Here is a 24912-nt window from a genome sequence, read left to right on the forward strand (position 1 = left end):
AAGGCCAAAATTAGTGTTCTTGTAAGCCCTCATATTGGCATTGCCGTTGAATGGAAACTGCAGTTGTATCCGGTGTTGCCGTATATCAAGCCTGTCAAAAAAGAGCCTGTTGCCCCTTCGTCCAAACAAAAATCAACATGGAGGCCGCCTGATAGTCATTATTACAAATACGGCCATACCTTGATTAATAAAGTCTCCTTCGAAGATACCGACAAGGACATTCTAGCAATGCTGGAATCCATTTTCCTATGCAAATATGCTTAACTACGAGGTGACATTTTCTCACGATAATTATCCCTATTTGGGGGTGACATTTTCACAAGTTATTGACATAGTCTACCCCATAAAATTGTGTTTACCCCATAAAATACAGTATTGCCTGCCTAATTGCCTTCCATTTCCAGTTATTTGAAAATGAGCAAAAATAAAAAGACCCCGCGAACCCGCGAGATCTCAATACTTTTCTTATGGTGCGCCCGGCAGGAATCGAACCTGCGCTCCCGGCTCCGGAGGCCGGTGCTCTATCCCCTGAGCTACGGGCGCATTGGCTGTTTCAAGTCACATATTGCATTATAGCATAGCCTAAACATTATGGCAACTAAAATCTGCAACTTTTTATTACCTTTTTCAGGATACCGGTTTTACCACCGGTACGCTCTGATTACTTGTCCGGTGTCGGTGTTTGACAATAAGGACAAGTCTTCCATTCCCGGTTAATTTCCCTGCCGCAGTTTTGACATTTCGGTTTCAGCGTATGACCGCAATAGGGACAAATTTTAAAATCCTCTTGCACCCGATTACCGCACATGGGACAATGGACTGTATTTTCCACGACCGTTGCTTCCACATCAATCACATTCTCATCCCGATGGGCCCTGGGCATTTGTTTACGTCCTACAACCAGATACAAAGGAAGAAAAATAATTAAAGCCGCCAATACACCGGCTGCCCACATCAACGCCGTACTATTTGTTTGCCCCCTGCTTCTTGCATCGGTATATACCCAATATGCCGCTACCAGCGCGATGGCCAAGCCAATTGTCGTCACAAACAGTTCCCCCTGCCGATTACTAAAGTAGTTACCGTATTATTATAACATTGCAATTTAAAATAGGAAAGCCACGCAAAATGCGTGGCTGACTGTTAAGCTTGCGTTAATGAAAAGCCCACCAAAAAGTCACTGTCAAAAATAATGCGGTGGCAAGACTATACAGCAGTAATTTTCCCACATCTCCCAGAGATACGTTCATCGCAATACACCACCTTAATTATCTTCCGGTGGTTATATATTATCAGAATTGATAGATAATTTCAATAAATTCTTTTTTGACAGTTACCGACTAATTTCGTCCAACAATTTGCCTTTGGTTTCTTCGCCAAGAAACCAAACGGCGCCGGCAATCAACACCATAACAACAGTAAACATAATAAATACATTCATAAATCCACTCCGGGCGCTAACCATATAGCCGACAAAAATGGGCGCCAAAATTCCGCCAATTCTTCCGACCGCTGCCGCCCAACCGGAACCGAAAGCCCGTATCCGGGTCGGATACAATTCCGGTGTATAAGTATACACGACTCCCCACGCTCCCAAATTGAAAAATGACATCATGCTTCCCCAAAACAGAATAGAGACCACACTGCCCCCCTGTCCGAAAAACCAGGCGCATAATGCGCTAAGCAGCAAATAAGCTGCCAGCGTTGCTTTGCGGCCAACGCGCTCTACCAGATAAGCCGCCGAATAATATCCCGGCAGTTGAGCCAATGTCATAATTAAAAGGTATTGGAATGTTTTCAGGATAGTAATTCCCTGGCCCGCCATCAAAGAAGGCAGCCAGATAAAAATACCGTAATAAGTATAAACAATGCCAAACCACAAAATCCATAACATAACGGTTCTTGGGGCCAAGCCCTTCGTCCAAATATCCTGGAAGGCCGGACGGAATTTCGCCGCCTTTTCAGGCACAATTGCGGCTTCCGCCACCGCCAGGCCGGACTCTTCTTCCAGCTTGCTTACCAGTTGGTGTGCTGCTGCCACCTGTCCTTTTTCCAATAAATAACGCACTGACTCCGGCACTTTTTTTCCGATGTGAAAAACATACAGAGCCGGCAGGGCGCCGATTAAAAATGCGGCTTGCCAGCCGTAGCGGGGAATCAGTAAATAAGATATCAGCGCAGCTGCCAGCCAGCCTACCGCCCAGAAACTTTCCAGCAGGACAATAAACCGCCCCCGCTTTCCAGCCGGAGCATATTCCGATACCAGGGTAACGGCTACCGGCAGTTGTCCGCCCAAACCAAAGCCGACTAAAAAACGGAATAATAATAGGACGGTATAATTCCAGGCTACGCCGCATAAACCGGTGGCAATACTATAAAACACCAGCGTGGCGGCAAATACTTTCTTGCGGCCAAACCGGTCGGCCAGTGAACCGGCCAGCACTGCGCCCAAAGCCATTCCTACCAGTCCCATGCTGCCGATATACCCGACTTGCGCCGGTGTTAATCCCCATTTCCGGGCCAGTACCGGCAGCACAAAGGCGATAATCCCCGTGTCCATAGCATCAAACATCCATCCCAGACCCGTAAGCAACAGCAATTGATAATGAAACCGTCCGGCGGGAATTCGCTCCAACCGACTGATGATGTCCATCTTGCATTCCCCCTGTATAGTATTTACATCTGTCTTGTCACATGTAAATATTATACAGCGGTCCGGCTGGGGATACAAGATGCCGTCAACCTCTTACCGACTATTTTTCTGTTCTATTTCAATAAAATACCCTGTTTCTGCAATTCTCTTTTAATGTGGAGTAACACGTCCTGTGACGGCACTTCCACCGTATGCAGATGCACGCCGCCGGTTATGCTGGATAGAGGTTCCGCACCGCTGTCTTGCAGTCTTTGCATAAAGTCGGCCAAATCCCGCCGGGATGCCAGCATGAGATTCCCTTTCAATTCACCATATAGCGCATGTTCCACAATCACATCCAGAATTTTGCCACCATTATCAATAATGATGGTTAATTCCTGCTCCATACGATCCATGCCATGCTTGCAGGGCAATTTGGCCACTACATTGAGCTGCTTTTTCGGTTCAGGCAGTATATATCCCTGCGGTGTCGCGTAAATATCCAGCCCTGCCGCGCGCAGGATGGCAATGTCGCCGACAACAATCTGACGGCTTACTCCCAGTTCCTGAGCCAGTGCCCCGCCGGTAACCGGTAAACCGGCCCCCTGTAATCTTTCGACCAACATGGCTCGCCTTTCTTTAGCATTCATGGTTTCACCTCTTCTGGGTCAATCATTGATAAGAATTATTTTAGCTGTTCTTTCAAGGTTATACAAGTTCTTCCTTACCCGAAAAAGGAAATCCCCCGGCACTGTCGAAAAAATCACTAGCTTACAATTCACAAGAGGGGGCTTTCCCGTGAGTCAGTTTACAGAATGGCACAATGACCTGTTAGGCGAAAAGGTAGTCCAGGCTTTGATTAAAAATAATTTTTCCGCCGCCTATGTAAAAACCAGGCAAGAAGCCTGCCAACAAATTTTAGCTCTTATACCGCCCGAGGCAACGATCGGCATGGGCGGCTCCTGGACGGTAAAAGAGCTGGGACTGGATGAGGCACTGGAGGTCCGTGGCAATCCTATATTTAATCACAATAAACCGGGACTTACACCGGCAGAGGCGGCCGAATTGCGCCGCAGACAATTAACCGCCGATGTATTTCTGACCGGCACCAACACCGTCACTCTTGACGGAAAGCTGGTAAATGTCGACGGCAATGGCAACCGGGTAGCAGCCATGATTTACGGCCCCAAAAAAGTAATCGTTATAGCCGGCATTAATAAAATAGTGAAGGATGTCGAAGCGGCCGAACGACGGATCGAACAGTATGCCGCGCCAATCAATAATAAGCGCCTGGGGCGGCCCAACCCCTGCGTTCAGACAGGAGTCTGCATGGATTGTCAATTGCCGACCCGTATCTGTAATGTTACCACCATTCTCCGTAAACGCCCGTCAGCAACGGACATTCATGTTGTTGTCGTCGGCGAAGAACTAGGCTTTTAAAAACTGCGCAGTCCCGCCGCAAGTTGCGGTCGGGCTGCGCAGTTTATTTTTCCGATAAAAAAACACAGGTTCTCTTCCCTGTGTTTCCGTCTTCCTTATGGTGGGCGATGACAGGATCGAACTGCCGACATCCTGCTTGTAAGGCAGGCGCTCTCCCAGCTGAGCTAATCGCCCGAATATGGTGACCCGTAGGGGATTCGAACCCCTGATACCGCCGTGAAAGGGCGGTGTCTTAACCGCTTGACCAACGGGCCATAACTGGCTCCTCGAGTAGGACTCGAACCTACGACCGATCGGTTAACAGCCGATTGCTCTACCAGCTGAGCTATCGAGGAATGACAACATAATGTATTATAAAATACCTCCGGGAAAAAATCAAGCCATTAAATAAAATATTTCGTGTTTTTTTATGGAAACTAAAAGATCCGGCCGCTTTTCCCAATGATAAGAAGGATAATTGTAGAAAAATGCCAAATACTATTCAATGGACTTAGGAGGTGTTCTATTTGGATTCAAGAATACAAACGCTGGCCAAAAATCTGGTTCAATATTCCACTGCGCTCCAGCCTGGCGAAAAAGTCTTAATTGAAGTGTATGATAACGCGCTTCCTTTGGCAAAATCCCTGGTTGATCAAGCCTATCAGGCCGATGCCGTCCCATTTCTCACGCTAAAAAACGTGGAGCTGCAGCGCAAATTGCTGCGCAGCGCATCCCGTGAACAGCTGCGGTTAATTGGACAATGGGAAACCGAACGGATGCAGCATATGGATGCTTATATCGGCGTCAGAGCCGGTCAAAATGTCAGTGAAATGGCGGATGTTTCGCCGGAACAAATGCAAATGTATCAAAAATATTGGATGAAACCTGTCCACACGGACGTACGGGTACCCCAGACCAAATGGTGTGTTATGCGTTATCCTAACGCATCCATGGCTCAGTTGGCCAACATGAGCACGGAAGCGTTTGAAGATTTCTATTTTCAGGTATGTACTCTGGATTATGCGAAAATGGCTGAAGCTATGACGCCGCTGGTTGAGTTGATGCAGCGTACGGACCGGGTAGAAATCCATGGCCCGGATACGGACTTAACCTTTTCCATTAAAGGGATCCCGGCAATAAAATGCTGTGGTCTGCGCAATATCCCCGACGGAGAAGTCTATACGGCGCCGGTAAAACATTCCGTTAACGGAACAATTACTTATAATACTCCTGCCGTTTACCAAGGTTTTACCTACGAAAACATCCGCCTTGAATTCAAGGACGGTAAAATTGTCAAGGCCACCGCCAACGATACGGAAAAAATCAACAAAATATTTGATACGGACGAAGGGGCCCGTTATATTGGCGAATTTGCCCTGGGGGTAAATCCGTTTATTGAAAAACCAATGAAAGATACCTTATTTGACGAAAAAATTAAGGGAAGTTTTCATTTTACCCCCGGCAATGCCTACCAAAAAGCATTTAACGGCAATCAATCCGCGATTCACTGGGACTTGGTCTGTATCCAGAATCCCGAATACGGCGGCGGCGAAATCTGGTTCGATGACCGGTTAATACGCAAAGACGGCCGTTTTGTCATTCCTGAATTGGAAGGCCTCAACCCGGAAAACCTGATGTGAGAAAGACTGTTCACGCAGCCTTCCGGCTCATGTCTCAGGGTACGGGATACTAAAAAAGACCTGATTTAAAATCAGGTCTTTTTTCTGCGCCATGAGCCGAATTTTTTACCGTATTAAATTACGAATAAAATTAGGCAGTTCAAAACAGGCCTTATGGACAGCCCCATTATAATAGCGAGTGTTCAACTCAGGCAGATTGGCAACATTGATTTGCAGCGGGTCATACTTTTTGGACCCCATGGTAAAACAGTGCAAACCGCCGGGATACAGAGGAATATTGGCCAAATATAGTCTGGTAAGCGGAAATAAGGCGGCAATATCCCGGTAAAGATGGCGAATCAGGTCCTGATGATAAAAAGGCGACTCTGTTTGCTGCACGAATAAGCCGTCTGCTTTCAGCGCTTTATGTACATTCCGGTAAAATTCCGGTGTAAATAATCCTTCTCCCGGACCAATCGGGTCGGAGCAGTCGACAATAATCACATCATACTGCCCTTCCGCCTCCGCCATATGTTTGATGCCATCGCCAATTTTCAACTGCACTTTGGGATGATTGGTAAGCAAGGCGGCACTGATTTCCGGCAAAAACTTTTTCGAAACGTCCACCACCAAGCCGTCAATTTCCACCATCTCCACACTCTCAACCCCGGCATGTTTTACGGTCTCCCGCACCGCTCCCCCGTCGCCGCCGCCGATCACCAAAATCTTTTTCGGATTGGCATGAGTGCAAAGCGGTACGTGAACAATCATCTCGTGATAAATGTATTCGTCAAAGACAGAAGTCTGAAATACACCGTCCAGGACCAGCATTCTGCCGAATTCCAGGGAATCGACCACAGCGACTTCCTGAAACTCGGACTGTCCCTGAAACAACGTTTCCTTAATCCGGCACGTCAATCCAAGATTTTTTGTTTGATATTCGGTATACCATAATTCCAATATAAAACCTCCTTATGTCGGGAAAAATCTCCATTCTCCCCAGGCATGATACCGCCTGCATTTTTTATTATGGTTCTATTAGCGGCCAATAAACCATAATGTTCTTAAATATAAATTTTATCATAAAACTGGCAATAGGAAAAGTCGGGTCCGGGCGAGAAATGGAAAAGCGTTGCCAACTGCCAAATCCAGGGGTACACTGATTATGATACAGCCCTACTACGAATGGAGAGGTGGCAAAATGAAACTCCGTACCGTCCCCATCCTCCTTGCTTTTTGGCTTACCATGGCTCTGACCCCCGCGGCCGTGGCCGGAAACAGCGATATAACATATATCGTTAACGGCTATATCAGCGATAACTTGTCTGCCACGGCAGCCGATGACGACGTCAAAAATCTCAAGCCTTACAATGCCTGGCTTACGACTTATACCGATTATGCCAACGGCTACAGCCTAAACTACCCGTCCGACATGGTGGTAGACGTTTCCTGTTCGCCAATTCGCATCGTATTTAGCAATACAGCTACCCAAATGGAAGTTTATTACGATGATTTTAACAATACGCAAACTACAGCCACCGATTATACCGATTATGGCAACCGCTTTCTCAACAATACCCGGGACCACCATTTGGAACTGGAGCGGATGCTTACCATCAATGGCCGCAGGGTACATATGCTTAAATGGTGGCGCCATAAACTGGCCCGCGTCAGGAATGACAAAAATTATTATCTGAGCGCCGAGATTATAAAAAATCCACATGAAGTCTACACGCTTTTTATAAAATCCAGCCAGCCCATTGACTTCGATAATGCGTTACAGATCCTGCAAAGTTTTTCCCTGCATTCTAAAAGGGGCCAAGCCCGGATTACGAAAACCTTTATGCCTTCCGTCACACCCTTAAACCAGGAAACACAAGCCTTCTTCACTAAATTTTTCGGCAATTCCAGTCCGCTGCGCTGGGGAATCTTTGAACCCTCAGCCCCGGAATCGCTGCAAAATCTGGACACGCTGGAGCAGGAACTGGACTATTCCTTTCCCGTCGTTATCCGCTACCAGTCATTGGATGAAAACCTGCCGGAGCGGGGACTTTTCAATGCGTATGAACATCACAAATATGTTGAGCTCACGCTGCAAACAACCCATGCAAACGATGTTAATGCCCTGGGGAGCGATTCTTCCCACTCTAATGCCAGTATTATTTATGATATTCTGGACGGAAAATATGATACCTATTTTCATGAATACGCGGCCCGGCTAAAATCGTTCCGGCATCCGGTGCTATTTCGCCTTGATAATGAAATGAACGGTGACTGGTGCTGGTATTCGGCGTATTACGCTTCTAAGGATACGGACCTTTATAAAGAAGTGTGGCGGTATCTTTTCAATTTATTTAAACAGGACGGTGTCGATAACGTCCTATGGGTTTGGAATCCTAACGATGTAAACCGCCCTGATTTCAAATGGAATCATTATTTGATGTATTATCCGGGAGACCAGTATGTGGATATTATCGGTCTGACCGGTTACAATACGGGAACCTACTTTCCCGGTGAAACGTGGCAGGAATTTGATACCATTTACCGTCCCCTTTATGCTGAATACACCCGGCTGTTCGATAAGCCATTCATGATTACCGAATTCGGCTCCAATTCCGTCGGCGGCGACAAACCGGCCTGGATAAAAAACATGTTCCGCCAAATCGGCCACTACGATCAAATTAAACTGGCGATTTGGTGGTCCGGCACGGACTACGACCGGAACGGACAACCCGGCCGCATTTACCGTCTGGACGAAAATGAAAATACTCTCGCCGCCTTCCGGAATGGACTGGAACACTAATCCTTCGGCTCTTGGCTCATGGCACAGGGCGCGGGGAAACCATCTGGAAATCATTTTGGACGCCAATCCAGGCAGAAGGATCGTCTATACTTTCTAACCCCACAAAAAATCGCAAGCATCACCACATTGGTGCAGCTTGCGATTTTTTAACTAGTCCCTTTTCTACAGCCAGTTCAGTAGCTTCTAAGTGCCAATCGTTTGTGCTGCTGTCTGGCTAACACCGACAAGGTATAATTAATCACAAAATACAGCAGGGCAATCAGGCCGAACAGCGAAAACACCTGCTCGGTCGTACCGTATTTGCCCATAATAATCATACCTTTTCCCGTTAAATCTTCAATTCCTACTGCCCAAACAAATGAAGTGTCTTTAACGACAGTGGTAAATTGCGAAACCAGCGGTGGAATCATATTGCGAAGGGCCTGCGGCAAAATAATATGCAGCAATGTCTGCAGGTAAGTAAGTCCCTGTGACCGGGCCGCTTCCCATTGTCCCTTATGAATTGAGTTTAAGCCGCCGCGCAGTATCTCGGCAATGACGGCAGAGGTAAAAACAGTCATAGCGGTAATGCCGGCATTCAATGGCTGTAAACTGGTCATGAACCGGGCAGCTAAAATAAACAGCAATAACGGTGTATTTCTGACAATCTCAATATATACGGCGGCGATCCGGCTGAAAACAGCGTGACCGGAATAGCGCGCCACCCCCAGTATGGTCCCGAACAACAGGCTCAGAACAATAGAGGCGCCGGCAATATATAACGTTGTTAACAACCCTTGTCCCAAAAACAGCAAAATATCTTTTTGCAATATCGCATGCATTACAGGACCACCTCCAGCTTACGTTCCAAACGGCGGGCATAAGTCGCCAAAGGAAAGCACAGCGATAAATAAAGCAATCCTGTGACAATGTATGCCGGGCCGTAATATAAGTTGTCACTGGCCCAGGAGTCGGCATGATACATCAGGTCTCCGCCCGCCACCATAGCCATGACCGACGTATTCTTAATTAGATTAACGGCCTGATTGGTCAAGGGAGGATAGGCGATCCGCTGCGCCTGGGGTAATATGACGTGCCGCATGGCCCCCCAATAGCTGAAGCCCTGCGAATACGCCGCTTCCAGTTGGCCCTTGGGTATGGCCTGAATTCCGGCCCGGACGATTTCAGCGATGTACGCGCCGTGATAGACGCCAACCCCAAGGACGCCAACACTAAAAACGGGAAGAATAATCCCTAAATGCGGCAGCCCGTGATACAAGAAGAAAATCTGAATGACCAGCGGTGTATTTTGAATAAATTCGACATACACCCGGTTGATAACCCGGAATCCCTTCCAGTGCGCTGTCCCCAAAACGCCGAATAAGACACCTAGTGCCAGGGATAAGGCCAACCCGAGAATCGAAACGGTCAGGGTCATGAGAAACCCCTCCGCGAATACGGACCAGTCTTGAAAAAGAGCCAGCCACTTAAACCAGGCAAAAGGACCGTTCACTATTTTAAACCCCACTTCTGAATCAATTTGTCTAACTCACCGGAATTTTTCATTTCATGAATGGTATCGTTTACCAGCTTCGCCAATCCTGTATTCGATTTTTTGGAGGCTACGCCGTATTGCTGCGGACTGAAGCGATCCGGCAAAATAACCGTGGAATCATCCAAATAGCCATATAAAATAGCGCCATCCACAGAGAAACAATCAATCCGTCCGGCATCCAGCGCCGTCTTAATTTCCGGATAGGTAGCAAACTCTAAGAAATCCATTTTAATACCCTGTTTTTTGGCTTCTTCCTGTAAGGCTTTTTTGGTTGTGGCGCTTTGCGCAACCCCAATTTTCTTGCCGTTCAAATCTTTGAAACTTTTAATACCCGAATCCTTTTTGACCATTAAAGCAATGCCGTCCGTAAAATAGGGGTCCGAAAAATTGTAGCTCTTTTTCCGCTCATCCGTTATAGTAAACGTGGCAATATCCAGGTCCACCTCGCCGTTATCCAACAGCGGCCCCCGTGTTTTGGCGGTTACAGCCTGAACCTCCAGTTTGTTTTCGTCACCCAGAATCTTCTTGGCAATTGCTTTCGCCAAGTCAATTTCCATCCCTTCGATTTTTCCTGTTTTCGGGTCTTTAAAGCCGAATTTGGGAACATCCACCTTAACGCCTACCTTCAGAACGCCCCGGTCTTTAATCGCCTTAATATCCGCCGGAATAGAACTTTTCTGCCCCGTAGATGCGGAGGTCTCCGGGGTACTACCGGAACCGCAGCCCGACAGCAACAGACTGGCGCCAATCAGGCAGGCCGCCATGAAAATCCATACTTTTTTCATACACAATCTCTCCTCTGTTATCTATTTTAGTGAACGATACGGCTTAAAAATAATTTGGTGCGTTCCTGCACCGGATTCGTAAAAAAGTGTTCCGGTGTGCCTTCTTCTAAAATTCGTCCTTCGTCCATAAAAATTACACGGTCAGCCACCCGGCGTGCAAATCCCATTTCATGCGTCACGACTACCATCGTGATCCCCTCAGTGGCTAAATCAACCATAACATCCAGAACTTCCTGGATCATTTCCGGGTCTAGCGCCGAAGTCGGTTCATCAAACAACATAATCTTCGGTCGCATATTCAGGGCCCGGGCAATGGCGACCCGCTGCTGCTGCCCGCCAGAAAGCTGTGCCGGATAGACATGTGCCTTCTCTTTCAAACCAACCCGCTCCAGGAAGGCCAGCCCCGATTCCGTCGCTTCCGCCTTCGGTATCCCTTTTACCAGCGTCGGCGCCAAAACTAAATTTTCCAGCACTGTTTTATGCGGATATAAATTGAACTGCTGAAATACCATCGCCACCGATTCCCGGACCTGGGTTACCGGTGCTTTTGGCGCCGTAATTTCAACTCCGTCAACGACTACTTTTCCCTCACTTGGTTTTTCCAATAGATTAATACACCGGATTAGCGTACTCTTACCCGAACCGCTGGGTCCGATTACTACCACCTTTTCCCCGGCGGCTACGGAAAAATCAATTCCTTTTAGGACATGCAGCGAGCCAAAATGTTTATGAATTCCCTCCAGCTTTATCATCGTCTCATCCCCTTCGCTTCCCAACAAACATAAAAAATGCCCGGCAACCATTAAATCATTTGCCTGGGCATCATTGCCTAAAAACTATATTCACTTTTACTTATTAATTTATTTTACATTATAATCCAGTTCATGTCATATGGCTAAATTCACCAAAACACTATGTTATATTAAAATTCCGTGTCTTCATGTACAGATTGCTTAAATATTTACTATTTTTCGTACTTTTTAGCTTTATTCATCACTAACATAACCTAGAACCGCAAGTAAAATTCCGTCCTCTGCCGGAATTCCCCCTTTTGCTTAAGCCGGACTCACTACTTTTCTCACAGCTTCAGCAACTGCCGTTTCACCACCGGTGCATAGTAAATGGTGCAAATTCATCATGCTTATTTGCGACGCAACATAGTTGCGGAAAGAATGAAACCGGCGCGTTTTAAGTTCATTTGCCGGCAGCCCGTATTCCTTCCGGGCAATCTTAGCCAATACGGCAATCGTTTCTTGGGCCGCAGTCACACTTAATACCCAATCGTGGTCCCCTAAATGAACAATATAACCCTCCTGTTGATATGGCTCTGGCAATGTTCTACCACCTCTGGCAAGATAGCCCTCCTTAACGGGATCCTTGCCGGCAATCATGCTTGCCGCCGTAAGCCACCTCACCACATCCGCTTCTCCTTGCGGCGAACCGGGATGATTATGGGCACAGGCCTGAGCAATAATAACCTTTGCCGGCAAAGCACGATACATCACTTCCGCCAAGCTGAAGATATGGTGGGCACCGGTGCCGGCAATTATTAATTCAGGCAAAGAAGAATCATTGTCCTGCCATTGAAATACCCACGGTTTATGCAAGTCATGGAGGGCCTGTGCTGCCAGAATCACATCTTTGTCCACTTTGTAGGCAAAAATTTGGTTGTAAGTCTGATAGAGGGATAACGTAATTTTTATATTAGTCGCCACGTGAGCGGACAATCCCCCCGGATAAGGATGATGGCTGTCATAGCCACTGCCGGGAGCACTGATAAATTGCTGGGGACTCTCATTAGGATCTTTATAAGGTGGAAATAACGAATCGGAGGATACACCGTGGTCCAGCAATCCGGCATCGGTTAGTCGTTGCCAAATGCTTTTCCGGCTGTCGCGGTCCATATAACGGTTCATAAAGGTAGGGGCAGGATTGGCAATAATTCCGGCTACGGTGTTACGTAAATTGATGTCCATGATTTCATTTACAGTCTTTGTTATGTAAAAATAGGCATTTCTCACCATATCCGAACCCTGGGCCATTTCCAATGGGCTGATTGTCTGGCAGGCCGCCAGCGTATTGGCTTTTAAGGTAAAAATACGCGTACCGGCAAAAGATACGTTGGGAAAAGAACTGACTGCCAATCCCGCGGCAGCGCTTATCGTCCATTCCAGAAACCGTTTCCGGCCTATGACTGTGCTTTCCGTTTCCTTTTTATTTTCCATAAACATACCTCCTTACATCAATAATACCGAAAGAATCGCTTCCACATATTAACAAATGATTATTTTCCTGTTAAAAAATTCCTTTCGCCTGCCGCCTGAAATTCTCCCTAGTGGTCTGTAAACGGTCTACAGACCACTAGATGCGGCAAGGGGGACGGTAACCCGTCCCCCTCATTTCACTGCGTAAGCAAAATATTACTAGATTCGTATACTGCCTAAGGAGCCACTGTATCTGACAGTTCAGCAGCCGGCTTTACAAATTGCATTGGTTTCGGACTACGTCCAAATTGTTTTACTTTTCTTCTAACGGACTGTTCCGCCGGAGGATTTATCCAAAGACCTAGCATTTCTGCGTCGAAAAAAATGCCGTCACTGTAAAGCTCCTGTTTTAATAAACCCTCTGTTTGGAAACCCAGCCTCTTGTAAAAGGCAATTTCCGGCTTATCATCAGCCCGGACTTTAATATTGATCTTACGGATTCGTCCGGTTTCTTTCGTCCAATAAATTAATTGTTTAACCAACAGCTTATCAATTCCAAGGCCCCGGTAATTTTCATCCAATAACAAAAAAGCTTCGCCCACATGAATGCTCATTGGACTTGTTCCGATTGCCAGCCGGATATAACCGACAACTTGATTCCCTATCTTGGCTAAAAATAATTTATTTTTGTCTTCTTCTTTTTTTTCCCCGCTGATACGGCTCAAATCACCCTTATAAAAATTGTTTTCCATGTAAGTTCTAAGATAGTAAGGAAATTTATATAGGTCATTCCCGTCAACGCCCATAAGCATAACTAACCGGTCTCCATTTTTCAACAAATGCACTGGCTTCATGGTAAGACTCCCCGCCCTAAATTACTCTACACTGGCATCTTATACCTCAATTATTACGATTTTGTTACAAAATCATAACAAAACCGTAACAATGAAAATGACAAATATAATTTATTATGACAATTATAACAAGATGCCCCTGAATATACTATTATCTGCCTTTTATAAAAAAATATATGAAAGATTTATCCATAAGGGCTAATCGAGTTTATTGACCGAACTCTGGTAAAATTCTCTGAGAAAACCTATAATATGTATAGTAGAAATAAAAATGACCAAGGCACAATGCCTTGATCCATATAATATCTCGGGATCCTGAGATAGCACAAAGAAACTAAGGAGGACCTTCACTATGCGCATTTCATTGAAACAGTGCATAATCGCGCTCGTCATGCTGACGACTTTTTCTGCCGGATTTATCCTTGGCTGTACCAGGAAGGAGCCTGCCGATGCGTCGGAAAATAGAGTCATGCCCGCTGACTTGAAAGGCGTGCATACCATTCCGGCCACAGGCACCATAAAATTGGCCTTTTCCCCGGAAGGCGGGATCACGGCGATGATCGTTGACGAACTGAATCATGCCAAAAAATCCGTATTGGTGCAAGCCTATTCTTTTACCTCACCGGAAATAGCCAAAGCCCTGACAACCGCCAAAAAACGCGGCGTGGATGTAAAAGTGATTCTGGACAAATCGCAAGAAACTGAAAAATATTCATCTGCAACCTTTCTGGTTCATGCCGGTATTCCCGTGCATATTGACCGGGCTTTTCAAATTGCTCATAATAAGGTGATGATTATCGACGGCACCGACGTCGTAACGGGGTCATTCAATTTTACGAAAGCCGCCGAACATAATAATGCGGAAAACTGCGAGATTCACCAGGGTAATAAGCCGCTGGCCGACGAGTTTGCCAACTACTGGCAGTGGCGTTGGGATGCCACCGAGGCATACAAGAAGTAACGCAGAAGGATCAGAAGGGAGTGTCTAAAAAGTGAAATACTTTTTAGACACTCCCTTCTGCTTTCAAGGCTCAGCGGCAGCCTCATCACTGCAATTTCAGTTTCACATAGTACTCAAGGATCTCCCGGCGGCGAATGATACCGATAAAAGTATTTCCATCATCCACTACGGGGACAAAGTTTTGAACAACAACCAATGAGAGAAGGTCCTCCATTTCCGAATCGACCCGCACCGGCTGGTTGGTCATTCGCCGGGAAATCTCCCTGAGCATAACCCGCTCAGTATCGGCAAAGGTTAAACCCGGCGTGTTCTTCATTTTCCACAATAAGTCACCTTCCGTAATTGTCCCGGCATATCGGCCATGCTCATCAATAAGCGGAACTGCAGTATAGCGATGGTATTCCATTTTTTCCAGCGCCTGCCGCATTGTACAATTTAACGGTAAATAAATCACTTCCCCTTTGGGAATGAGAAAAAAAGCGATATTCATAAACCGGCCTCCATAAAACGATCAGGAAGATCCTGATTCGTTTTTCTCACAGTTCTCAAAAGTATGGCCACTGCGTTCCAGGTGCAGGGTGAGTAAGGATTTTTCTTCCTGCTTAACTCAGAAGGTATCGAGGTCAAAATAGTCCAGCCATTCTTCCTCATCCGCTTCCCTCACGGTCTTAAAAATTTTCTGATAGAAATCGGACGGAATGTCCGCAATGTCGTCATAATTAAATGTCATAATATCTTTGGCGGTAATTTGGTCATTCGGTTTCCCTTCCGCTCTGACTGTAACCATCTGGAATTCAGCCGTCTTGACACCGTCGGGAGAAATTTTCACTTTACCGGAATAACGTCCGACAACCGTATCTTGCGGGTCTTTCTGATACAAAACCAGAACTTCCCCGTCAGGATCGCCGTAGGCTGTTATTCTTATTGTTCTGCCGTCTTCACTGTATGTCCTGGCATTACACTCAATTCCATTCGTTTCAATAAAAGAAACACAGCCATTATCATGAAAAACCACATATTCAATTTGTCCGTATGAATCACGGTATGTAGAATAACCATCCTTTTTCTCTACTAATTTCATATTGGCCAATAAACTGGCCGGCGTAGGATAAAACGCTTCATCCTGTAATGATAGGGCGGCCGCAAAAGTGCTATGAACAGACACTATGCCGATTAAAGCAAGTGTACAAATCGCTTTTTTTATAAATGACTTCATATCATGGGGCACCTCCTTAATTCAACTGAAAATTCTCTTCCCTCCTCTACTTTCTTTTTATATTTTTTATTCCCGGAAAAACCAGGCTTTGCACGAATAACTCAATCATTTAAACAGTCCTAATTATATTTATTATAACAGAATACTATAAATAATAAAAATAACTAATCCTGCAAAAATCTATGTTTTGCAGGATTAGTTATTTTTAGGCCGGAAATAGTTTGTTTCTTCCCGCATCGTTGGAGACTGCCTGCTTACGTCCGAATCCGGATGCAGTTCTTTCTCCACCTCATTCATCGGCGGATGCAGTTCGTTAGCAACTTCTGCAATATCAGACACATTTGCATTTGCATTTGCCACCGTTGCTACCATCGAGACGCCAAGAAATACACTCAGAGCAAATCCCGCTAAAACCGTATTAAGCTTTTTCATTACCTAATTCTCCTTCTATATACAGTCTATTATAAAAAGCAATTAAAACAGATTTATTATATCAGAAATTAGAGTGCTGGTCTAAGTGTAAATTTTTCCTAGCCGAGTCTGCTTAAAAAGCGCATCAAACCCCATTTTTCGCAGTTCTCTGCATTATTTCGGAGCGCGCATTAAACAAACTCCGGTCTGGTATTATTTGCAAATTAGGACTTTTGTTCTATAAAAATAGAACGGAAGTCTGATAACAAATCTTTAATTTATCACGATGAATAAATTGTAAGCTTTAAATTGGACTGCTGAATCAAGGAGGTGAGGTAGCGATGGACGCACGGTTTGTCAATCCGTTTATTGCTGCTTTGTCCGATGTGCTCCCTCAATTAGGATTTAAAAATATTGCGAGAGGAAAAGTATTTACCAAAGATCAGTTTCTCGACAGCCTGGGTGTCACTGTAAATGTAGAATTGGTCACCCAGACTACCGGTAATGTAGTGTTCAATATGACGGAAGAAGTGGCCAAAAAACTATCTTCCGTCATAATGATGGGTGCCATAGTAAACAAATTGGATGATATAGCGCAAAGCGCACTGTGCGAAATGGCCAATATGGTGACCTCTACCGCGGCGACTTCGCTTAAAAACAACGGAATCCCGGTTAAGCTTGCGCCGCCCGCATTATCGCAATGCACTTCCCAGATTAAAATCTGCAATACAAATTATATTGGTCTGGAAATGACTGTCGATGAACTGATGATCGAAATAAGCATTGGCCTGAATTAGAATAAGAAAACAACCTGTTATTTCCTAGGTTTTATTGGCACTTTGAGCATTTGTCCCGGATAAATCTGCGCATTCGTATTTAAATGGTTTATTTGTTTTATGGCCGTTGTCAGCTCTCTTATATCGTCTTTATTGGTCACATATTTGGCGGCAATGTTCCATACTGTATCACCGGCCCCGACAGGAACGACGGTAAACCGGTCGGCAGCGAAATAAGCGTTAGAACTGGCTAACGGGGTAATCGACCATAAAGCAAGCATCACGGAAAAAATTAATATCGTTTTCGTCATATCTCCGCACCTCTTCCAAACATATGTTCAACCTTGCATTTATTTTATCACAGTACATATGTTCGATGCAAGAGGTTTTCCCCAAAAACAGAACTTATGTTTGTTTTTGTTCGAGACTGGAATAAATTCCGGTCTCACTGCCTATCCCTTCCGGCTTCACCTTAAACCAGGCTGCATACATTGTGGGCAGAACCAGCAGTGTTAATACAGTGGCCCCAAATAAGCCGCCGCCGATAGCAACCGCCATGGGTCCCCAAAAGGTGCTTGGCACTAAGGGAACCATCCCCAGTATGGCGGCGGCGGCCGTAAGCATAATCGGGCGGAATCGCAGCACTGCCGAATCAATAATAGCATTCCACGGTGACTCGCCGCCTTTAATATGCTGTTCGATCTGATCAATCAGGATCACCGAATTCCGGATAATCATACCGCCCAGCGCCAAAATTCCCAATTCGGCTACAAACCCCATGGGACGCTGAGTCAAAAGCATGGACAGACTGACGCCGATAATTCCCAGTGGTGCGGTCATTACTGTTAAAAAAGCCAGTGACATCTTTTGCAGTTGAAGCATCAACAGGGTAAGAATAATGACCACCATCGCCGGCACGGGCTGCAGCAAAAAGCCGATAGAAATTTGGCTTCTTTCCAGGGAACCGTCGACCTGGATGCTATAACCCGGCGGCAGGCTTTCCCGCAAATTTTTCAGTTTTTCATATACTTCTTTCGTGGCATCATTCCCGGTCACGCCCGGGACCGCGTTGGCCTGCACCGTGATTGTCGGTTTGAGATTACGCCGCCAAATCAAGCCATCCTCGGCTTGATAGCTTATTTTGGCAATCTGGTCTAAAGGTACAAATTGGCCGTTGCCGATATGGATCATAAGATCCTTAATTTGAGCCAGATCGTTTCGATTGTGCGGTGCAATCCGGAATACAATATCTACGGTTTTATCTTTTTCGCGAAACTCGGATATAACTGCCCCCGATAGCTGGGTTTGCAAATTGGCCGCCAGGGTTTGACTGTCGATCCCCAGCATTCGCGCTTTATCCTGATCTACTGCCAAATGCATGGTTGGGCTTTTTTCCATCCAGTCAAAATTGACATCCGTAAGCTTGGGATCAGCCGTCATCACGCCACCTACCTGCCGGGCAATTTCCCGTACTTTGGCGGAATCATAACCGCTGACCCGTAACATAACCGGATAGGCGGAAGGGGGTCCGGTCTGAATTAATTTAATATTTCCCCGTACATTGGAAAAACCGCCGGCCAATAACTGATTTATTTTCCGTTCCAATGCCTCCCGGGCCGCCACATTTTTGGCGACAATAACAAACTGGGCATAATTGTTGGCCGGAAGTTTCGGTTCTGTAGTCAGCACAAAGCGGGGAGCGCCTTCACCGACATAGTAGCTGTAGTTGTCAATATTAGGATCGCCGTCCAGATTGCCGGCGAACCGTTTTACTTCGCCTTCTGTCGCCTTCAACGAAGCACCTTGCGGCAACGTTAATTCCACAATCAGTTCCGGCCGCATTGAAGGCGGGAAAAATTCCTGCTTTACCAATTTCAGCAGGAAAATGGAGCCGGCAAAACAGAGGACGGTAATACCAAGCACCAGTTTCCGGTGACTCAGGCACCAGATCAGTATTTGCCGGAAAAACCGGTAAAACTTCGTATTATATACATCGTGTCCGCCTTCGCCGCCATTTTTAACTTTTATCAGATTATACCCCAAAAGCGGCGTAACCAGGACGGAAACGATCCAGGATATTACCAACGCAATGGTGATCACGGTGAACAAACTGTGGGTAAACTCTGCAGCAGCGCCTTGGGCAAATCCGATCGGGATAAAACCGGCGCAGGTAATTAAAGTTCCCGTCAGCATGGGAAAGGCAGTCGCCGTATAGGCGAAACAGGCCGCCTTAAACCGGTCCCAGCCCTGTTCCAGTTTCACGCTCATCATTTCCACGGCAATAATCGCATCGTCCACTAACAGCCCCAGAGCAATGATTAAAGCTCCTAAGGAAACCTTATGCAAATCTATTCCCAGTATCTTCATACAGGTAAAGACTCCGGCAATAACCAGCGGAATACATAACGCGACCACGATGCCGGAGCGTACACCAAGGCTCAGAAAACTGACGGCCAAAACGATGAGTATCGCTTCCCGCAGCGATTTAACAAAGTCATCAATGGATTCTTCCACCACTTTAGGCTGGTTTGAGACCTGGCTGATTTCATAACCGAGGGGTAAATCCTTTTTAATTTGGCCGATTGTTTTTGCTAAATTCTGGCCCAAAGTAAGAATATTGCCGCCCTTATCCATGGAAACAGCAATGCCGATAGCCGGCTGACCGTTAAAAAACATCTTGGGTTCGATCGGCTCGGCATAACTTCGCCGGACTTTGGCAATGTCCCCCAGACGAAAGGTACGGCCGTCAGCCCGGATGGGCAGGCTGCGGATGCTCTCCAGATCATCAAACATACCGCTGACCCGCAGGCAAACATTATCGGAGGCTGTTTCAACCATGCCGGCAGAAGCCATGGCATCCTGCGCCTTCACAGTATTGATGATCAGGTTAGGGTCAATCCCTAGTTGAGCCAGTTTACTGTTTTCCAGGTCAATATAGATTTTTTCATCTTGTACCCCTAATAGCTCAACCTTTTTTACATTGGGAACACCCAGCATAATGCGCCGTATCTTTTCCGCCCGGTCCCGCATTTCTTCATAAGTAAAACCATCGGCAGTCAAGGCGTAAATGGAACCGAATACGTCGTCAAACCGGTCGTTGAAAGCGGGACCGACGACTCCCTGCGGCAAGGTTCCCTTAATATCATTGACCATGTTGCGCACTTCCAGCCAGGTTGGCCGGATGTCCTTTTCCTTGACCGTATCCTTTAGCGTTACATAGACTACCGCCTGTCCCGGCCGTGAATAACTCTTCAGATAATCCAGACCAGGCGTATCCTGCAGCTTTTTTTCTATTTTGTCGGTTACTTGTTCTTCCACCTGCCGGGCGCTGGCGCCCGGCCAGGCCACCGAAACAATCATCTGGCGGATTACAAAATCGGGATCTTCCATTCTTCCCAGATGAAGGTAGGAGAAGGTTCCCATAATAAACGTCATGATAATAAAGTAATAGACAAGCTGTTTATGATTCAGCGCCCATTCGGTCAGATTCAGCCGCTTCATGGTGCGTCACCCGCCAGGCGCACCGTTTGCCCTTCCTGCAGCTTATGGATTCCGGCGGTTACAATCACGTCGCCGTCTTGCAGCCCTGCCAGAACTTGTACCTGATTATCACCAAATGCGCCGATTTGAACCGGTCTAAGATGGACGCTGCCATTCGTAACAGCCCATACCCCGGGTGTATTGTCCGTCTGATAAAGGGCCGAGAGTGGAATATAGGCGTTTTTTTGATTTTGCTGGTCAACTACCTGCACTGATGCAGTCATGCCCAACTTAATCTCCGGCGATGGATTTGTTAAATGAATCCGTACTTTAAAAGTTCGTGAAACCTTGTCGGCGATGGGGGAAATTTCTCGTACTTCGCCGGCAGTGACAAGCCCCGGCAAAGCCCAAAAGGAAACTTTAATTTGTTGTGCTTTGCGCAGTTCCTCGATACGGTTTTCCGGAACATGAATCTCTATTTCCCGCTCCCCGTCCTGTACCAGGGTAATCACCGGCTGTCCCGCACTCACTACCTGGCCGGTTTCCGCAGCAATAGCGGAAATCACTCCCGGTTTATCCGCAACCAGTTTACTGTAGTCTAATTGATTAACACCCTGCGAATACTGGGCGGAAGCCTGCCGTACGGCTGCCACGGCCACATCGTAGGCATTTTGATATTGGTCCAGTTGGGCGCGGCTGATAGCATGATCTTCATATAATTTCCGGTAGCGGTTCAGATCATTTTTCGCCAGCTCTAGCTGCGACTCAGCCGAGTAGACCTGCGCAGAATGAATGGCCACGGTCTCTTTTATGTCCTGGGGATCGATCTCCAGGAGAATGTCCCCCGGCTTTACAATGCTGCCAAGTTCGACCTTGCGGCCGATGATTTTGCCGCCGACTTGAAAAGCGAGCTGACTCTCATATCTTCCTCTTACTTCGCCGGAATAGCTTGCGCTTTCTCCCCCTCCCGTTAACTGTACTACTTTAGTCCGGACCAGGGGCGCTTCGGTTGCTGCCGTCGTTGTTTTGGCACAGCCTGAAAGCAGCAAACAAATCCCCAGAACGGCAATAACTATAAAAATTGGGTCAAAATTGTTTCGCATTTTTTCCTCCTTTGCAATTTTTATTCCGGGTCATGGAAAAGCCGGTTGTCATAACCAAAAAACTATTTTGGTGTTTAAGTTTCTTAATGGTAAAATTTTTTATATATCCCGCTTTTCGCAGGCCTATGTCAATTGTCGCTCTAAGTTCAAGGTGCGAAATGGGGGATGTATTCTCTCTGCTATTTTTTAATCAAAGCATGCACAATGAAATCCACCAGAGCCTCCGTATAATAGCCCTGCGCCGCCTTATTCCGGTCTAATTCAATTGTCCGCATATAACTAAACGCCTCGAATAACTTCAGACCGGCATAAGCCACAAACTGTTCATCCACATCCCGGATTTTACCTTGTTTCTTCCCTTCGACGATGATATCGGCAATCATTGCTATCAATTCGTCTCGAATTAAAGAATGGGATTTTGTACTCAAAAAATTAGAAAAGAGAATTTCGTCATCTTTTAGCAGTCTTGTCAGAAAGTTATCCTCATTAAAATAGCCGATTGCCGTCCGCATCATTTGGAGCAGCTTGTCAAGCGGATCATTGATTTCTCTGATGGAAGCAAAAATAATATCCCGGGCTTTGCGTTTTTCCCTGATAATCAGGCAGGTAAACAAGTCTTCTTTGTCTTTAAACTGTTCATAAACCGTCTTTTTGGAAATTCTGCAATCCCGGCTGATCTCATCCATGGTTGTTTTTTTATAACCAAACCGGTCAAATCGCTCTTTCGCCTTGTCGAGAATGTCGTTTTTTAGATCATCCAAAATATCACCACTTACCAAGCATTTAATAGATTACCAAATTCATCCTTTCAACCCATAAACTATTATAGTGTTTTAGTTTTCAAAAAGCAAGCGCATTTAGGCAAACACCAGGACCACAGCTTGCCAAAGCGATTCTCCGACAAATCAGGACTTTAGGCCTACAAAAAATAGTACATAAGTCTGATAACAAATTTATAAATTAACACGATGAATAAAATGAATGCCTTATTTCAGCTCTTCCCTAAGAGGAGTTGATTTGACGAAATGCGGGGAGGGTTATTATGCGGGTTATCCTTTACACCGGAAAGGGCGGCGTCGGCAAAACCAGCCTGGCTGCAGCCACAGCGATGGCCTCGGCAGCTTCAGGCAAAAAAACAATTGTCGTAAGTACAGACACTGCTCACAGCCTGGGAGATTCCTTCGGTATGGAATTAAACAATGAACCATTACAGATCCGGGAAAATCTTTGGGCGCAGGAAATCAGCACTTTATCCAGTACGGAACGGTATTGGAGTAAAGTGCAAAATTATTTATCCTCCCTGTTCGTATCACAGAATATTAATGATATTACCACGGAAGAATTGATGGTTTTTCCGGGACTGGAGGAACTCTTCCGCCTGCTGGAAATTCTCACTCACTGTCAGGAGGGGAAATATGACGTGGTCATTGTTGACTGCGCACCAACCGGCGAAACACTCAGACTCCTTAGTTTTCCTGAAGTTCTCAAATGGTGGCTGGAAAAAATATTTCCCAAACAAAAGTTATTTTTCAAAGTTGCCCGCCCTGTCGCCAAATCAGTTGTCGGCGTTCCGCTGCCTACAGATGATGCCCTGGAGGGAATCGCCGAATTAATCCGGCATATCCGGGAAATGCACGCTCTATTAGCCAACCGGATGATCACTTCCGTCAGATTGGTAGTAAATCCTGAAAAAATGGTCATCAAAGAAGCAGAACGCAGTTTCATGTATCTAAGTTTATTCGGTTTTAATACCGACGCAGTGATCGTTAACCGTTTGCTCCCCCCGGTGGATTTGGGCCAATACTTTGAAAAGTGGAGCCAAATACAACACACTTACCTCCAGTATATTAAAAATCAGTTCAGTCCCGTACCGGTTCTCACCGTGCCGTTGTTCGCGGAAGAAGTCGCAGGTTTTGCCGCCCTGGAAAAAATGGGTAACGAATGCTTTGGTGATTTGCTGCCTACGGGGTTCTTCTACTGCGGGCAAACGCAAAAAATCAGCCGGGCCGGTGACCAGTATATTCTGGAACTAAAACTGCCGTTTGTGAGTAAAGACGAGATTGCCTGGTCCCAAAAAGACGATGAGATTACAATCAGGGTAGGGGAATACAAACGGAATCTCCATTTACCCCGCCAGTTACAGGGTTGCTGCGCTACCCGGGCAAAGGTAAATGCGGATGTGCTGATGATTGAATTTGAAGGGCCAAAAACGGCGGTCTACGGAACAAAAGAAATTTCTTACCGCGTTAATTGTAAATAAAAAGCGCTTTCATCAGTCGATGAAGCGCTTTTTCCTTTTCAATCCCCCTTCCCCCACTCCCGCTTTATCTCCTATTTCCCGACAGGAAAACCGCATATCGATAACGAAGTGGTTTTTAATACTAAATGGTTGGGAGTGTTATCTTTTATGATTAAAGGTGTAATCTTTGACATGGACGGTGTCATTATTGACAGCGAGCCGCTGCATCATAAAATATTTATGCAGTATACCCGTTCGGAGTTAGGGCTTGCTATCTCCGAGGAAGAATATAATACCTTTATCGGCAGTACCAATCTCTATATGTTCTCGACGCTAAAAGCCAAATATGGCATTAAAAAGGAACTTACCACGCTGATTGCAGACTACGAACAACGTTATGTTGATTATTTATTAACAGCGCCGGATGAAAAACCCCTTGCCGGTGTTGATCTCCTAATCAATAAATTAAGTTCCCAGGTAAAATTGGCGTTGGCCTCCTCTTCCCCCCGCAAACACATTGATATTATTTTAAACATGTTTCATTTAACGGATTTGTTTGCCGTCAAAATAAGCGGTCTGGAAGTAGCAAACAGCAAACCGGCGCCGGATATCTTTCTACGGGCGGCAGAACTTTTGGCTCTTCCCCCGGAGCAGTGCCTGATAATCGAAGACTCAAAAAACGGCGTAACGGCGGCAAAAACAGCCGGGATGAAATGCCTTGGTTTTTACAACCCCAACTCCGGTGCCCAGGACTTATCCCGGGCTGATAGGGTCATTAAAGATTTTAATGAAATCATCACCCGAACGGATTGGTTATTAAATCTCTAGTGCTCTGTTAACCCTAAATCTGTAGGATGAATTGCGAGAGATTTCTCG

25 protein-coding genes and 4 tRNA genes are annotated in these 24912 nt (G+C 46.1%); 8 read left to right on the forward strand and 21 right to left on the reverse strand.

Annotated elements, in window-relative coordinates:
• Positions 1–264: hypothetical protein (locus LUCIF_RS26535; protein WP_207857624.1), on the forward strand; the 264-nt coding region annotated here is incomplete at its 5' end.
• A gap of 204 nt (positions 265–468) precedes the next feature.
• Here the strand turns inward: LUCIF_RS26535 and LUCIF_RS13060 are convergent.
• The 4 genes from LUCIF_RS13060 to LUCIF_RS13075 all read right to left on the reverse strand — a co-directional run bounded on the left by LUCIF_RS13060 (position 469) and on the right by LUCIF_RS13075 (position 3282).
• A tRNA-Arg gene (locus LUCIF_RS13060) sits at positions 469–543 on the reverse strand.
• Positions 544–661: 118 nt separating this feature from the next.
• Positions 662–1048, reverse strand: a complete 387-nt coding sequence (locus LUCIF_RS13065; RefSeq protein WP_207857627.1) for a zinc ribbon domain-containing protein — start codon at positions 1046–1048, stop codon at positions 662–664.
• Between the two features lie 285 nt (positions 1049–1333).
• The gene (locus LUCIF_RS13070; RefSeq protein WP_122628344.1) at positions 1334–2653 is read right to left on the reverse strand and encodes an MFS transporter; all 1320 of its coding nucleotides are present in this window, start codon (positions 2651–2653) and stop codon (positions 1334–1336) included.
• A 113-nt stretch (positions 2654–2766) separates the two neighbouring features.
• A complete protein-coding gene (locus LUCIF_RS13075; protein WP_122628345.1) occupies positions 2767–3282 on the reverse strand; it encodes a transcription repressor NadR in 516 nt (171 codons plus the stop codon).
• 148 nt (positions 3283–3430) lie between these two features.
• Between LUCIF_RS13075 and LUCIF_RS13080 the strand changes: the two genes are divergently transcribed.
• Positions 3431–4072: a lactate utilization protein gene (locus LUCIF_RS13080; RefSeq protein WP_122628346.1), complete on the forward strand. Its 642-nt coding sequence runs from the start codon at positions 3431–3433 to the stop codon at positions 4070–4072.
• A 98-nt stretch (positions 4073–4170) separates the two neighbouring features.
• Here LUCIF_RS13080 and LUCIF_RS13085 read toward each other — a convergent pair.
• The 3 genes from LUCIF_RS13085 to LUCIF_RS13095 form a co-directional block, all read right to left on the reverse strand.
• A tRNA-Val gene (locus LUCIF_RS13085) sits at positions 4171–4246 on the reverse strand.
• Positions 4247–4251: 5 nt separating this feature from the next.
• Positions 4252–4326: transfer RNA gene (locus tag LUCIF_RS13090), tRNA-Glu, on the reverse strand.
• Between the two features lie 5 nt (positions 4327–4331).
• A tRNA-Asn gene (locus LUCIF_RS13095) sits at positions 4332–4407 on the reverse strand.
• 171 nt (positions 4408–4578) lie between these two features.
• Here LUCIF_RS13095 and LUCIF_RS13100 point away from each other — a divergent pair.
• Positions 4579–5691 carry an aminopeptidase gene (locus LUCIF_RS13100; RefSeq protein ID WP_122628347.1) on the forward strand — a complete coding sequence of 371 codons (1113 nt, stop codon included), beginning with the start codon at positions 4579–4581 and terminating at the stop codon, positions 5689–5691.
• A gap of 105 nt (positions 5692–5796) precedes the next feature.
• On the opposite strand, the gene speE is transcribed toward LUCIF_RS13100, so the two are convergent.
• Positions 5797–6630 carry a polyamine aminopropyltransferase gene (speE, locus tag LUCIF_RS13105; protein WP_122628348.1) on the reverse strand — a complete coding sequence of 278 codons (834 nt, stop codon included), beginning with the start codon at positions 6628–6630 and terminating at the stop codon, positions 5797–5799.
• A gap of 241 nt (positions 6631–6871) precedes the next feature.
• On the opposite strand from speE, the gene LUCIF_RS13110 reads away from it, so the two are divergent.
• On the forward strand, positions 6872–8473 hold the full coding sequence (locus LUCIF_RS13110) for a glycoside hydrolase family 26 protein (RefSeq protein WP_165865996.1): 1602 nt from the start codon (positions 6872–6874) through the stop codon (positions 8471–8473).
• A 173-nt stretch (positions 8474–8646) separates the two neighbouring features.
• Here the strand turns inward: LUCIF_RS13110 and LUCIF_RS13115 are convergent, their stop codons facing one another.
• From LUCIF_RS13115 to LUCIF_RS13140, 6 genes are all read right to left on the reverse strand, one after another.
• A complete protein-coding gene (locus tag LUCIF_RS13115; protein WP_122628350.1) occupies positions 8647–9294 on the reverse strand; it encodes an amino acid ABC transporter permease in 648 nt (215 codons plus the stop codon).
• Positions 9294–9965, reverse strand: coding sequence for an amino acid ABC transporter permease (locus tag LUCIF_RS13120; RefSeq protein ID WP_122628351.1), 672 nt, complete (start codon positions 9963–9965; stop codon positions 9294–9296). The genes LUCIF_RS13115 and LUCIF_RS13120 overlap by 1 nt, the downstream gene beginning before the upstream one ends.
• Complete coding sequence (locus LUCIF_RS13125) at positions 9965–10792, reverse strand: transporter substrate-binding domain-containing protein (protein WP_122628352.1); 828 nt, start codon at positions 10790–10792, stop codon at positions 9965–9967. Before LUCIF_RS13125 ends, LUCIF_RS13120 begins: the two co-directional genes overlap by 1 nt.
• Positions 10793–10818: 26 nt before the next feature.
• On the reverse strand, positions 10819–11544 hold the full coding sequence (locus LUCIF_RS13130) for an amino acid ABC transporter ATP-binding protein (RefSeq protein WP_122628353.1): 726 nt from the start codon (positions 11542–11544) through the stop codon (positions 10819–10821).
• A gap of 303 nt (positions 11545–11847) precedes the next feature.
• Positions 11848–13017 carry a TAT (twin-arginine translocation) pathway signal sequence gene (locus tag LUCIF_RS13135; protein ID WP_122628354.1) on the reverse strand — a complete coding sequence of 390 codons (1170 nt, stop codon included), beginning with the start codon at positions 13015–13017 and terminating at the stop codon, positions 11848–11850.
• Positions 13018–13232: 215 nt separating this feature from the next.
• A complete protein-coding gene (locus LUCIF_RS13140; protein ID WP_122628355.1) occupies positions 13233–13850 on the reverse strand; it encodes a GNAT family N-acetyltransferase in 618 nt (205 codons plus the stop codon).
• A 352-nt stretch (positions 13851–14202) separates the two neighbouring features.
• On the opposite strand from LUCIF_RS13140, the gene LUCIF_RS13145 reads away from it, so the two are divergent.
• A complete protein-coding gene (locus tag LUCIF_RS13145) occupies positions 14203–14811 on the forward strand; it encodes a phospholipase D family nuclease (RefSeq protein ID WP_207857629.1) in 609 nt (202 codons plus the stop codon).
• An 85-nt stretch (positions 14812–14896) separates the two neighbouring features.
• On the opposite strand, the gene LUCIF_RS13150 is transcribed toward LUCIF_RS13145, so the two are convergent.
• The 3 genes from LUCIF_RS13150 to LUCIF_RS13160 form a co-directional block, all read right to left on the reverse strand.
• Positions 14897–15301, reverse strand: coding sequence for a CBS domain-containing protein (locus LUCIF_RS13150; RefSeq protein ID WP_122628356.1), 405 nt, complete (start codon positions 15299–15301; stop codon positions 14897–14899).
• Positions 15302–15418: 117 nt separating this feature from the next.
• Entirely contained in the window at positions 15419–16027 is a 609-nt protein-coding gene (locus LUCIF_RS13155) for a hypothetical protein (RefSeq protein WP_122628357.1), read from the reverse strand.
• A gap of 195 nt (positions 16028–16222) precedes the next feature.
• Positions 16223–16459, reverse strand: coding sequence for a hypothetical protein (locus LUCIF_RS13160; RefSeq protein ID WP_122628358.1), 237 nt, complete (start codon positions 16457–16459; stop codon positions 16223–16225).
• A gap of 320 nt (positions 16460–16779) precedes the next feature.
• On the opposite strand from LUCIF_RS13160, the gene LUCIF_RS13165 reads away from it, so the two are divergent.
• Positions 16780–17235 (forward strand): chemotaxis protein CheX, encoded by a 456-nt coding sequence (locus LUCIF_RS13165; RefSeq protein ID WP_122628359.1) that lies wholly within the window; start codon positions 16780–16782, stop codon positions 17233–17235.
• 17 nt (positions 17236–17252) lie between these two features.
• On the opposite strand, the gene LUCIF_RS13170 is transcribed toward LUCIF_RS13165, so the two are convergent.
• From LUCIF_RS13170 to LUCIF_RS13185, 4 genes are all read right to left on the reverse strand, one after another.
• Positions 17253–17525, reverse strand: coding sequence for a LysM peptidoglycan-binding domain-containing protein (locus tag LUCIF_RS13170; protein ID WP_122628360.1), 273 nt, complete (start codon positions 17523–17525; stop codon positions 17253–17255).
• Positions 17526–17619: 94 nt separating this feature from the next.
• Positions 17620–20715, reverse strand: coding sequence for an efflux RND transporter permease subunit (locus LUCIF_RS13175; protein WP_122628361.1), 3096 nt, complete (start codon positions 20713–20715; stop codon positions 17620–17622).
• Positions 20712–21797, reverse strand: coding sequence for an efflux RND transporter periplasmic adaptor subunit (locus LUCIF_RS13180; RefSeq protein WP_122628362.1), 1086 nt, complete (start codon positions 21795–21797; stop codon positions 20712–20714). The genes LUCIF_RS13175 and LUCIF_RS13180 overlap by 4 nt, the downstream gene beginning before the upstream one ends.
• Before the next feature lie 179 nt (positions 21798–21976).
• Positions 21977–22558, reverse strand: a complete 582-nt coding sequence (locus LUCIF_RS13185) for a TetR/AcrR family transcriptional regulator (RefSeq protein ID WP_122628363.1) — start codon at positions 22556–22558, stop codon at positions 21977–21979.
• A gap of 281 nt (positions 22559–22839) precedes the next feature.
• On the opposite strand from LUCIF_RS13185, the gene LUCIF_RS13190 reads away from it, so the two are divergent.
• Together LUCIF_RS13190 and LUCIF_RS13195 are read left to right on the forward strand one after the other, a co-directional pair.
• Positions 22840–24057, forward strand: coding sequence for an ArsA family ATPase (locus tag LUCIF_RS13190; RefSeq protein WP_122628364.1), 1218 nt, complete (start codon positions 22840–22842; stop codon positions 24055–24057).
• A 147-nt stretch (positions 24058–24204) separates the two neighbouring features.
• Complete coding sequence (locus LUCIF_RS13195) at positions 24205–24864, forward strand: HAD family hydrolase (RefSeq protein ID WP_122628365.1); 660 nt, start codon at positions 24205–24207, stop codon at positions 24862–24864.
• The last annotated feature ends 48 nt before the right edge of the window (positions 24865–24912 follow it).

This window comes from Allolucifera butyrica, assembly GCF_900476375.1.
In the GTDB taxonomy this organism is placed as follows: Bacteria; Bacillota; Negativicutes; order Sporomusales; family UPPP01; genus Lucifera; species Lucifera butyrica.